The organism is Enterococcus sp. AZ197 (assembly GCF_050556405.1).
GTDB classification, from domain to species: domain Bacteria; phylum Bacillota; class Bacilli; order Lactobacillales; family Enterococcaceae; genus Enterococcus; species Enterococcus faecalis.
The window spans coordinates 693,627-705,851 of record NZ_CP187873.1; the positions used below are offsets into that span (position 1 = coordinate 693,627).

The 12,225-nt window shown below is 36.1% G+C and carries 11 protein-coding genes; 9 read left to right on the top strand and 2 right to left on the bottom strand.

Going from position 1 to position 12,225, the window contains the following annotated elements:
• Nucleotide 1: 1 nt before the first annotated feature.
• The 9 genes from IGK82_RS03310 (at nucleotide 2) to IGK82_RS03350 (ending at nucleotide 9,085) form a co-directional block, all read left to right on the top strand.
• On the top strand, nucleotides 2–832 hold the full coding sequence (locus tag IGK82_RS03310) for a LysR family transcriptional regulator (protein ID WP_002373539.1): 831 nt from the start codon (nucleotides 2–4) through the stop codon (nucleotides 830–832).
• Nucleotides 833–896: 64 nt separating this feature from the next.
• Nucleotides 897–1,769 (top strand): VOC family protein, encoded by an 873-nt coding sequence (locus IGK82_RS03315; protein WP_010709275.1) that lies wholly within the window; start codon nucleotides 897–899, stop codon nucleotides 1,767–1,769.
• 274 nt (nucleotides 1,770–2,043) lie between these two features.
• Nucleotides 2,044–2,268 carry a hypothetical protein gene (locus tag IGK82_RS03320; protein ID WP_002355808.1) on the top strand — a complete coding sequence of 75 codons (225 nt, stop codon included), beginning with the start codon at nucleotides 2,044–2,046 and terminating at the stop codon, nucleotides 2,266–2,268.
• Nucleotides 2,269–2,356: 88 nt separating this feature from the next.
• On the top strand, nucleotides 2,357–3,031 hold the full coding sequence (gene sapR, locus IGK82_RS03325) for a two-component system response regulator SapR (protein WP_002358841.1): 675 nt from the start codon (nucleotides 2,357–2,359) through the stop codon (nucleotides 3,029–3,031).
• Between the two features lie 13 nt (nucleotides 3,032–3,044).
• A complete protein-coding gene (sapS, locus tag IGK82_RS03330; protein ID WP_002358842.1) occupies nucleotides 3,045–4,070 on the top strand; it encodes a two-component system sensor histidine kinase SapS in 1,026 nt (341 codons plus the stop codon).
• Between the two features lie 147 nt (nucleotides 4,071–4,217).
• A complete protein-coding gene (locus IGK82_RS03335; protein WP_002355811.1) occupies nucleotides 4,218–5,081 on the top strand; it encodes a GRP family sugar transporter in 864 nt (287 codons plus the stop codon).
• Nucleotides 5,082–5,121: 40 nt separating this feature from the next.
• Complete coding sequence (locus tag IGK82_RS03340) at nucleotides 5,122–6,513, top strand: amino acid permease (RefSeq protein ID WP_002355812.1); 1,392 nt, start codon at nucleotides 5,122–5,124, stop codon at nucleotides 6,511–6,513.
• A gap of 187 nt (nucleotides 6,514–6,700) precedes the next feature.
• The gene (metG, locus tag IGK82_RS03345; RefSeq protein WP_002355813.1) at nucleotides 6,701–8,710 is read left to right on the top strand and encodes a methionine--tRNA ligase; all 2,010 of its coding nucleotides are present in this window, start codon (nucleotides 6,701–6,703) and stop codon (nucleotides 8,708–8,710) included.
• A gap of 99 nt (nucleotides 8,711–8,809) precedes the next feature.
• The gene (locus IGK82_RS03350) at nucleotides 8,810–9,085 is read left to right on the top strand and encodes a hypothetical protein (RefSeq protein ID WP_002361374.1); all 276 of its coding nucleotides are present in this window, start codon (nucleotides 8,810–8,812) and stop codon (nucleotides 9,083–9,085) included.
• Between the two features lie 58 nt (nucleotides 9,086–9,143).
• Here IGK82_RS03350 and IGK82_RS03355 read toward each other — a convergent pair whose 3' ends face one another.
• Nucleotides 9,144–9,749, bottom strand: a complete 606-nt coding sequence (locus IGK82_RS03355) for a hypothetical protein (protein ID WP_002391492.1) — start codon at nucleotides 9,747–9,749, stop codon at nucleotides 9,144–9,146.
• Between the two features lie 120 nt (nucleotides 9,750–9,869).
• Nucleotides 9,870–12,092 (bottom strand): HelD family protein, encoded by a 2,223-nt coding sequence (locus IGK82_RS03360; RefSeq protein ID WP_016622786.1) that lies wholly within the window; start codon nucleotides 12,090–12,092, stop codon nucleotides 9,870–9,872.
• Between the last annotated feature and the right edge of the window lie 133 nt (nucleotides 12,093–12,225).

Sequence of the window (12,225 nt, forward strand, 5' to 3'; positions counted from 1 at the left end):
TATGTTTAAATTATTAAAGACTTTTCAAATTGTGTATGAGCAAATGAACTTTTCCAAAGCAGCTACCTGCCTATATATCTCACAACCAGCCGTTTCTAATCAAATCAAACAATTAGAAGAAGAATTAGGCTGTTCATTGTTTTTAAGAAATGGTCGACAAGATGTAGTCCCTACTAGGCAAGCAGAAGTCTTGTATAATCGTTTGCTAAATTTAGCTGATGATTGGCAAGAAACATTAACAGCTCTTCATCAGGCGAGATTACCTAAAGAAACTTGCCGAATTGCTGCGTCTAATACTTTTGCAGTTTATTATTTGCCGCAACTGATGCAGCATTTACAGACACAGTATGCAACAATCAATTTTGTTTTAGAAATGAACAATTCAGAAGAAGTAGTGGAAAAAGTTGAAAAACATCAAGTTGATTTTGGCTTTATCGAAAAACCATTAATTACGAAAGGAGCAACTCGTGAAGAAATTATTCAGGATCAATTGGTTTTAGCTGGGGACCCTGCCAATCAGAATTGGTTGGTACGTGAAAAGGATTCTGGGGTCTTTCATTATACCCAACAGTATTTAGAAGAAAGTAATCAAAGCCCAACACTCATGACGGTTAAAAATAATGAAATGATTGTTAAAATGTTGGAATTGGGCATGGGGCAATCGTTGCTTTCAAGAAAGGCGATTACTGAAAAAATCCCCTTCCAAACGTTAGGTGAAAAGTATTGGCGTTCCTTTTATTTTTTGACACGGGGACATTTAAAATCCTCCTTGCTTCAAGAAGTAAAACAAGCAATTTATCGATTCTATCAGACGGAAATGAATAAATACTAAAACGTTCTCTTTGTTTATTTATCAATCTTTGACTACACTAAAGAAAACGAAGGAGGGAACCACAATGCCTAAATTTTCACCTTGTTTATGGTTTGACACACGAGCGGAAGAAGCTGCTAACTTCTATACAACAATCTTTGAAAAAGGTGCGATTCTAAGTAAAACGAACTACGTTAATGAGGAGCACCAACCTCAAGGAACATCATTAATGACCATTGAATTTACCTTGGCGAACCAAACAATCATTGGTTTAAATGGCGGACCAGAATTTTCCTTTACGCCAGCTAGTTCATTTTTTGTTGAATGTAAAACATTATCACAAACAGAAACGTTGTGGAAAAATTTAACAACAGATGGACAGATATTGATGCCTTTTGGGGAATATCCTTTTAGTCCTTTATATGGTTGGGTAGTGGACAAATTTGGTGTCTCTTGGCAAGTGTCTTTTTCAGGAAAAGAACAAACAATTGTACCAACCTTTATGTTTGCTAATGAAAAATATGGCGAAGCAGCTAAAGCTCTATCAGAATGGTTGGCGATTTTCGGTCCAGGCGAAATAATTGAAAAAGTTGAATATGAAGATGGGAACATTGCGCAAGCACTTTTCACATTACAGGAGCAACCGTTTCGAGTAATGGATGCACGAGATAAACATGATTTTGATTTTACCATGGCTTTCTCCATTTATATTGATTGTGAAAATCAGGAGGAAATAGATCGGCTATGGCAACAAGTGACTGCTAAAGGGAAAGAATGGCCGTGTGGCTGGATGGAAGATCAATTTGGGGTCAGTTGGCAAACAGGCAATCCTGAACTGAAACGTTATTTATCTGACTCAAATCCAGCTAGAGCAAATGAAGTGACCAAAAAATTGTACCAAATGAAAAAAATAGATTTAAACCAGTTAAAAGAAGTGTATGAAAAATATAATCATTAGAAAAACTGAGGTTGTCTGATCGACTACACTTCGTTACGTTGGTATCAATTCCAATACATGGAACATACTAGAGTTGAAGGGCTTGTCTTTTAAGGATCAAGACCTTCAACTCTTAAAAAAGGCTCGATTCTTGCGAGTTCCAAAGAGGCTGCTTCTATTCTGTTGTTTATCTTAAGGGTTAGGACTCTGCCGATTTTTTTATAAGATTATGCTATAATTAAGAGTAGTAAATTATTGAAGGAAAAATGAAAAGTCCAAAATAGGAAGTGGTAAAATGATTGAGTTAATTGTGTTGTTAACAGTTTTTACTTATGGAACGAACTTTGTTTTATATCTTATTTTGAAAAATAAAAAGTCCATGCCAATTGTCGAAAAAGCTTCTATTGTATTAGGAATTAATATGTCTGTGTTATTATTAGATGGTATTTTTGCTTTTGTTGGTAAATTCATCATGTTATCAGAATGGGAATTATTAGCGCCTATTTTTGAAATAGTGTAAAAATCATCATAAAGTCCTATATCCAAAAAGAATGAAGTTTGTTAGGATAAGAAAGATGAAAATTTAGAAATAAAAGAGGTGGGATTGCATGGCTAAAATCATGATTGTCGAAGATGAAACAACCATTCGAGAATTAATTAGCGAGGAATTACAAAAATGGCAATTTGAAACGATTGGAACAACCGATTTTAATGATGTATTGGATGATTTTCAAGAGGAGAATCCTCAATTAGTCTTGATGGATATTAATTTACCTGTTTACGACGGGTACTATTGGTGTCAAAAAATTCGTGAAGTTTCTAAAGTACCAATTATTTTTATTTCGAGTCGTAGTACCAATATGGATATGATTATGGCGATGAACATGGGCGCGGATGATTTTGTTACAAAACCGTTCCAGATAGATGTTTTAATTGCTAAAATCAATGCTTTGTTGCGCCGCTCTTATAACTATTCCGATACGGATAGTGAAGTGCTTTCACATAATGGCATTACTTTAAATGTGGACAATGGACGAATGGAAATCAGAGGCGAAATGATCGATTTAAGTAAAAATGAATACCGATTACTGTATCTTTTAATGAAAAAGCACGGAAAAATTTTAACACGTGAAAAACTATTGCGCGCTTTATGGGACGATGAACGTTTTGTGGATGACAATACGTTGACGGTAAATATCAATCGTTTACGAAAAAAAATTGAGCAAGCAGGGATTGCTGGCTATATTGAAACCAAAGTGGGCGTCGGTTATATGGTGCCCTAGATAGGAGTAGACAATGACCATTCTAAAGTATTTAAAAGATCGCTGGTTATTACTAATTGGTTGGTTATTTTTTCTGTTCTTAACTTGTTTTATTTTATGGTTGGCTCCTAATGTCCGCTTAGATTGGACAGTGGTTGGCTATATCTTTTTACTGCAAAGTGTTTTTTTATCGCTATTTTTAACAATTGATTATTATTTAAAACGTAAGTGGTGGCTTTCGTTGGCAACGGAAAAAGAGCCGCCTTCTTTACAAGAATATTTGAATACAGCAGAAAAAGAAGAAGAACTACTTGTCCAAACGTATATTAACGGTTTATTGCAAGAGCACCAACAAACCATGCAGCAAGCAATTAACAACCAACAGGACCAAAAAGATTACATTGACTCTTGGGTTCATGAAATCAAAGTCCCCCTAGCGGCTATCACGTTACTGGTACAATCTGTCGAAGATGATATTCCAGAGAAAAAATATTATCTATTGGAAAATGAGTTAGGTAAAATTGATGAATATGTCGAGCAAGTCCTATATTATGCTAGATTGGACAGCTTTTCTCGAGATTATTTACTCCAAGAATATTCTTTAAAAGAAATTGTGCAATCTGTTGTTCGTACGCAAGCAAATTATTTTATCCAAAAAAGATTGCAATTCTCAATTGAAGGGGAAGATGAAGCGGTTTTAACCGACCGAAAATGGGTCATTTTTATTTTCCGCCAATTATTAAGTAATGCAGTCAAGTATACGCCAGAAGGCGGCACGATTACGGTTCTAATTTCCAAAAATAAACAAGGTATTTATTTATCTTTAAAAGATTCTGGGATTGGCATTCCGATGCAAGATCAACGACGCATTTTCGATAAAGGATTTACTGGTGAAAACGGGCGGAAAAGTGAACAGCATTCGACTGGTCTTGGCCTGTATTTGGCCCATAGCTTAGCGAAAAAGTTAGGTCATGATTTAACAGTCGAATCGACAGAAGGGCAAGGTACGACGATGACATTGTTTTTCCCTTCCCTCAGTTATTATAATGAAGTGAAATAAAAAGTAGGTCTATCAGCAAACTAAAGAGGTGATAGGCCTTTTTTTATTTATTAAAACTTTCTTGCTAACTTCTCTTACTCTTCTTAGTTGTTTAGAAAACGTTTTTATTGTTAGAATGAAATGAAATAAATTTGTTAGGAGAATATTATGAGTTTACTTATCGCTTTAGTGCCCATGATTGCGTGGGGCAGTATTGGTTTAGTCAGCGGTAAAATTGGTGGAAGCGCCAATCAACAAACGTTAGGTATGACAATCGGCGCATTACTATTTTCAATTGTTGTCTTTTTTGTCATCCAGCCTACGTTGACGACAGCCACATTAATTGTTGGATTTATATCTGGTTTATTCTGGAGTTTGGGACAGAATCAACAATTTCATAGCATGAAATATATGGGCGTTTCAGTTGGCTTACCAATTTCAACTGGGATGCAGTTAGTTGTTAATACCGTTGCAGGGGCTGTTTTTTTCCATGAATGGACAAAAACAAAAGACTTTGTTGTGGGCTTTATCGCTTTAGCCTTTTTAGTTTTTGGGGTGTATTTAACAGCTCGACAAGATGATGATAGTCAACCGAAAACCTCAAACAGTATGTTAGATTTTAATAAAGGGATTCGGGCCTTGATTTTCTCAACAGTTGGGTATGGTGTCTATACCATCATTATTAATGCCACTGGTTTAGATCCGTGGGGAATTATTTTGCCACAAAGTATTGGTATGTTAGTGGGGGCTAGTTTCTTTGCCTTCAAAAAAGTCAAAGTTGATCGTTTTGTTTGGATGAATATGACGACGGGTCTGCTTTGGGGCTTAGGAAATATTTGTATGTTATTAACCATGCGTGAAATTGGCTTAGCTATTAGCTTCTCTTTATCACAAATGGGGATTATTATTTCGACTCTTGGGGGCATCTTCCTTTTAGGCGAAAGAAAATCAAAAAAAGAAATGTTTTATGTTATTTTTGGTTGCATTTTTGTTATTCTAGGTGGTATTCTTTTAGGGTATATGAAAGCGTAAATAGTTTATTTACGCTTATTTTTTTTACGGGGGTAAACACATGTCTATTTTCAGAAAAAAAGAAATCACTGTGCCTGTCAATGACAGTGGTGGGATGAAAAAAAATCTTAAGACGATGGACTTAATTTTTCTAGGAATTGGGGCTGTAGTAGGAACAGGGATTTTTGTTGTGACAGGTGTCGCAGCGGAACGCTATGCAGGTCCAGGGCTCGTCTTATCATTTCTGGTAGCAGCAGCCGCAATTATTTTATCTGGTTTATGCTATGCAGAATTTGCATCACGTATTCCGGTCATTGGTGGGCCGTATGCCTACATGTATGTGGTCTTTGGAGAAATTGTGGCTTGGATGACTGGTTGGATGATTATTTGTGAGTTTTTCTTGGCGGTTTCATCCGTTGCTTCAGGTTGGTCAGGCTATGTTCATGGCTTTTTGGATAGCTTAGGTTTTTCTTTGCCGCAAGCGTTAAGTGGCGCTTATAATCCAACAAATGGTACATATATTGATTTGATTGCCATGTTGGTCGTTGTAGCCGTAACTTTTTGGGTATCTTTAGAAGCGAAAACAGCGTTACGTTTAAATAACTTAATGGTTTTCGTGAAGTTTGGAATTATTTTATTATTTGTTCTCGTGGGAATCTTTTATGTGAAACCAACGAACTGGCAACCATTTATTCCTTATGGTTTTTCAGGCGTTTTCAGTGGTGCTGCTTTAGTTTTCTTTGCCTTTCTAGGGTTTGATGCGGTTAGCATGGCCGCGGAGGAAGTGAAGAATCCGAAAAAAGATATTCCAAAAGGGATTATTGGTTCCATTATTATTTCAACATTGTTATATATTGTTGTTACGTTAGTTTTAACTGGGATTGTTCCATTTACGGATTTAGGGGTCAAGGATCCGGTGGCTTTTGCGATGCGCTTCATTAATCATGGCGCAATCGCGACAATCATTTCAGTTGGTGCTATTTTAACCTTATTAACAGTGACGATTGCGATGATGTACAGTTTAGCCCGTGTGATTTATGCGATTAGTAAAGATGGATTATTGCCGCAGTTTATGAGCAAAATCGATGAGAAGCGGCACACACCTAAGAATGCAACCTATGTAGCTGGATTTTTAGCAATGGTTTTTGCTGGGATTGTTCCAATGGAGATGTTGGCTGAACTTACAAATATCGTGACACTCTTTTATCTGATGTTTCTCGCTTTAGGAATTATCAAATTACGGACAATGAAAGGAGAACCGCAAGCAGGTGAATTTAAAGTACCACTTGTGCCGGTTCTACCATTAATTTCAATCGTGGTTTGCGCGGCTTTGATGTTCCAATTGTCTTTAGCTACTTGGCAAGTATTTGGCATAGCCGTAGTGATTGGTTTGGCTATTTATTTCTTTTATGGACGACACCATAGTATCGTTCGTTTCGAGACAAAAGAATAAAAATGAACGAAAAAAGAGAGGAATACTTGTCAAATAGACAGGTGTTTCTCTCTTTTCTTTCTGGCATTTTCTTCATTTTCAAGAGAAAACCGACAAGAAATATAGTTTAATAATGTCTAATTATGGTATACTGTTTAGGAGTAAATCCTGAGGGTTTAGGAAAATGACTAAAGGAGGTTTTTTCTGTATGTCACAGAAAGAAACATTTTATATTACCACCCCAATTTATTACCCAAGTGGGAAATTACATATTGGGAATTCATATACAACAATCGCCTGCGATGCAATGGCCCGTTACAAGCGTTTAATGGGTTTCGATGTATTTTATTTAACAGGTGTGGATGAACATGGCCAAAAAATTGAAAAAAAAGCTGCTGAGTTGAATGTGACACCAAAAGAGTACGTTGATAAAATGGCAGCAGATGTTCAAAAATTATGGAAAACATTAGATATCAGCTATGATAAATTTATTCGGACAACGGATGATTATCACATGGCAGCCGTGCAACAAATTTTTGATCGTTTAGTAGAACAAGGAGATATCTACCTTGGAGAATATGAAGGTTGGTATTCAGTTTCTGATGAAGAATTTTTCACTGAAACACAATTAGCTGAAGTATATCGTGACGATGAAGGCAATGTCATTGGTGGGAAAGCACCAAGTGGTCACGAAGTCGAATTAGTTAAAGAAGAATCCTATTTCTTCCGCATGAGTAAATATGCGGATCGCTTGGTACAATATTACGAAGAACATCCAGAATTTATTCAACCAGAATCTCGTAAAAATGAGATGCTAAATAACTTTATCAAACCAGGATTAGAAGATTTAGCCGTTTCAAGAACGACTTTCTCTTGGGGAATTCCATTAAAAAATGATCCAAAACATGTGGTTTACGTATGGATTGATGCGTTATCAAACTATATTACAGCACTAGGTTATGGTTCAGAAGATGATTCATTATTCCAAAAATATTGGCCTGCGAACGTGCAAATGGTTGGGAAAGAAATCGTGCGTTTCCATACGATTTATTGGCCAATTATGTTAATGGCCTTGGATTTACCATTACCGAAAAAAGTCTTTGGACATGGTTGGTTATTGATGAAAGACGGAAAAATGTCTAAATCTAAAGGAAATGTTGTTTACCCTGAAATGTTAGTAGAACGCTACGGTCTAGATGCGTTACGTTATTATTTATTACGAGCAATTCCATTTGGTAGTGACGGCGTCTTTACACCAGAAGATTTCGTTTCTCGCTTAAATTATGATTTAGCTAATGACTTAGGAAACTTGTTGAATCGAACAATTGCGATGATTAATAAATATTGTGATGGCAAAGTACCAGCCTATGCTTCAAAAGTTACCCCATTTGATAGTGAACTATCGACAACTGCGGCTAATGTTATTGGAAAATATCATGAAGCAATGGAAAAAATGGAATTTAATACGGCCATTGCAGAAATCTGGACGCTAGTTTCTCGTGCCAATAAATATATTGATGAAACAGCGCCTTGGGTATTGGCTAAAGAAGAAGAGAAACGCAATGAATTAGAAAGTGTCATGATCCATTTAGCGGAAAGCTTACGAATTGTGGCAATCTTATTGCAACCAGTCATGACAGAAACACCAGGGAAAATTTTCGAACAATTAGGCTTAGATCCAGAAACAATGAACATGGAAAATATTCATTTTGGTGAGTTCCCAACAGACGTAACAGTAACAAGTAAAGGAACACCTATTTTCCCACGTTTAGAAATTGAAACAGAAGTAACGTATATTCAAAAGAAAATGTCCCAAAGCGAAAGTGCTACAGAAGAGGATATTAAATGGAATCCAGAAGAAACAACGTTGGTTTCAACGAAAGAAAAACAAATTAAGTACGATGATTTCGATAAAGTGGAATTAAAAGTTGCCGAAGTTATTGACTGTAAAAAAGTCAAAGGAGCAGATAAATTATTGCAATTCCGTTTAGATGCTGGAGATGAAAACCATCGTCAAATTCTTTCAGGTATTGCTGAATTTTATCCAGATCCAGCTGCGCTAATTGGCAAAAAAGTAGTCATTGTGGCTAACTTAAAACCAAGAAAAATGCGTGGTCAAATTAGCCAAGGAATGATTCTTTCAGCTGAATCACCAGAAGGTAAACTTCAAATTGTTGAAGCACCAAAAGAAATGCCAAATGGTGCAGGAATCGCATAAAAGCATAAGTGGTAAAGATAAAAGGTGAATTGTAACCTTTTATCTTTACTACTTTTTTTGTATACTAGAAGAAAAGTGATTTGATGTGGGGGAAGTTTGATGGCTTATCATAAATTTAAATTTTATGAGCAACGAAAAAATGATCCTAAATGGCGTCCGTATTATTTAGAAGCTATGAGAGTAAGGGAACAAGCACGGCTAACAGTTCAACGTAGAAAAAGAAGGGCAAGAATTAGAACCTTTTTAGTGGTTGCGATACTGGTTATTTTAGTTTTTCTGTTATTGGCTCATTGGACATATTCACAAACAAATGAACTCTCTTTCTCCAGTTTTATCGACGTCCTAAAATCGAAAATCAACGAATTTTTAAATTAAAAGAATCGAAGAAAAGCCTAGAAAAAATCATTTGCGATTTTTCCTAGGCTTTTCTATTTTAGAGTTTCACTTTTTTAGGTATTCGTTTTTTACCAAAACGGCCTTTCGTTAGGCGACTTGGTAAAATGATCAGTAAGAGTGAAAAAGGGACACTGATAATTTGCCACGTGAGTAAACGGCCTAAGCTATTATTTTTATAGAGCCACTCTAATATAAAATGCAGCCCTAAAATACTTAACAAAGCCAAGCCTGTCAGGAAATAAGGCGTTGATACCCAGTTGGTCGTTTTCAAGAGACTAAAACCTAAAGGAACTAGATAAAAGTAAGCACTTGTTAAAGTAATACGCCAACTTTTCATAACGGTGCCTAAATTAATTATAAAAAAAAGTAAAGATAGGACTAAAGCGAAAGGTGGAAACAAAGCCACTAACGCCGAATAGATGGTTCCCCAGACGAGCATTAAGGGACCTTTAACAATAGCGGCAATAAGTGTAAACAAGCCAATTAGGAGTAACTGCTGTGTCAGTGAGCCAAAGGTTAGCAAGCCAAATAAAATAAGCAGTAGCCAGTGCCAAATGGTTTGGTTTTGTTGTTTTCGCTCAATAGTTACATTTTTTTGGATAGAAGTTTTTAAAAAATTTTCTAAATCAGGTGATTGTTTCACCTTCTCACGCTCCTCTCAACTTAAGAGACAACAAACGAGTAGGACTGCTAATTAAAAAGCAGTACCTACTCGTCTATTATAAGTGGTTTTTCTAAAAATAAAATCCGCCTTAAGTCTCAGTTACCGGGCTGCCAAGTAAGGTGTAAACCATTCAGAAAGTGTGCCGGTATAAGGTAAAACGACCCGTTTCATTCCACGAGAAATAGCAGTATACAGGATTCTTTTATCTCGTTTATTGTCGGAATAACGATTAACATTTGGGTTATGAAGAATTACATTATCAAATTCTAGACCTTTTGCCATATCAATTGATAAAACTTGCAGTGACGGATGTTCTTCCAATGAAAGAGAAGCACTAAGTTCTTTTGTTAATTGTTCTTTTTCTGCAAATGTTTTAGTAATAATGGCGGTGCTTTCTTTCGAATCAAAGGTTGTAATGGAAGTGACGATTGCTTTAAGATAGTCAGACGCAGAGTCACAAGGAATAAATGTCGGCTTTTCTCCATCATGCCGGATGGGCACAATGGTTAATTGCTCTGGTTGAGTGCCTAATGTTTGGAAGAGTCGTGTAATTTCTTTACTTGAACGATAGCTGTTTAATAATTGATAGGTTCCAACAGAACGGCTGGTTTCGTTAACCAATAAATCATGGGCTTCAGAAAATTCAATGGCTGTATTAAAAATGGCTTGATTTTCATCACCAGCTAAAGTAAAACTAGCTTTAGGGAAAAGTGTCAGCAGTAATAATAATTGGGCTTCTGTATAATCTTGGACTTCATCGACTAGGATAAAAGCCATTTGCTGGTTGGCGAGGTTTTCAATAAATGCATGTTTCACCAAAATAAGGGCCACAATTTCATCGGCTGTGAAAACAGCTGTCTCTTTTTGATACGATTTTTCAGTGAATAAAGAATAAAACGTTTCAAAAAAGGCCCATTGATCTAGCCAAGCATCATTTTTAATAGCGGCAGTGATAGAGCGATATTTTTTCTTCAAACGTTTTAAAGCAAAATCAGCCAGATGTTTTTCATTATCTTCGGTAATCACTGTGCCAAAATAACGAACTTGTTCAGCTTCTGTTAAATCTTGGAATTGATCCAACATTTTTTTAGAATGGGCTTGTTTTAATAAGTACCGTGTCCAAAGACTGGTTAATTTTTCTTTTGTGGCTGAAATTCGTTGGCGAATACTCAAGTCAGCTGGTGTTTCTTGATAAAGTTTAAAAATTGTTTCTGAAGTAAATAAGGTCTGCTTTTTAAAAGTTAAAGGACGGAAAAAATGTGGCTGCACAACCGCTTTTTCAGGATTGCTTAAAAGAAACGTTGCAAATTCTTTTGAACGAATAACGTGCTCTTGCTCCGTTGCCTCAGAGCGAGTAATGCGTTCGAAATAGTCCGTTTCTTCTTCCATTGGCCATGCTTCTTTGGTAGTGAAGCGTAAAAATTGTAAAAGAGTCAAATTCAAGGGATTTCGTTCGCCTAAATTCGGTAAAACTTGAGAAATATAATCAATAAATGTTGAATTTGGTGAAAGTAATAAAATATTATCCGCTGTAATTTCTGCTCGATGTTGATAAAGTAAATAAGCAATCCGTTGCATAATCGCAGACGTTTTCCCACTACCAGCAATCCCGTTGACTAGTAGGAGTGGCTGCGTTTCGTCACGAATTATTTGATTTTGTTCTTGTTGAATGGTTGTCGTAATGTCCTTCATATAAGGAGAAGCATCTTCTTCTAAAGAATGCAATAACACATCATCTTGAATCGCAATGGTTGTGTCAAAATAGTTGATTAATTGATCTTTTTCAATAATTAACTGTCTTTTCAAATCAAGTTGTACAGGAATGGTTTGTTGATGTGCCGTGTAGGCTGTTTTCCCTAAAACATTGTCATAAAATAACGAAGCAATCGGTGAGCGCCAATCGTGAATGCGCGTTTCTTCTTCTAAAGAAGTAAAATCGTTTACGCCAATATAAAAGTTTTCTGGCTCTTCAGGGCTGTCTTCAAAAGTCACGCCAATTTTGCCAAAATAAGGAACTTGTAATAGGCGTTTCACTTTGTCTAAATTTTTAGCCGTTGCTTCATTTTTTAAGTTCCACTGATCAATTTCACGGTTCTTCATTTCCAACATGGCAAACGTTTCTAGATTATCGGCATAACTATCAAAATTCAGCTTAGAATCGCGACCAAATTCCTCTAGCATATGTTTGCCATCTTTCATTGTGTTCGCCAATTGCTCTTCGTAAACTTTTTTAGCCGCTTGCAGCTCATGATAAACCGTTGTTAAATGCTGTTGTTCATAAATTTTTTCATCGGTCATGGAGATTCCTCCTTTTAATAACATGACTGAATAGTATACGTTACTTTTAGCATAAATGCAAGCGCTGTTTATGAGGAAATGGCGAATCTTGTCGCCTAGTCATTCAGATTTTTCAAGAAATATGATAAAGTAGAGAGGAGATAAAGGAGGCAATCAT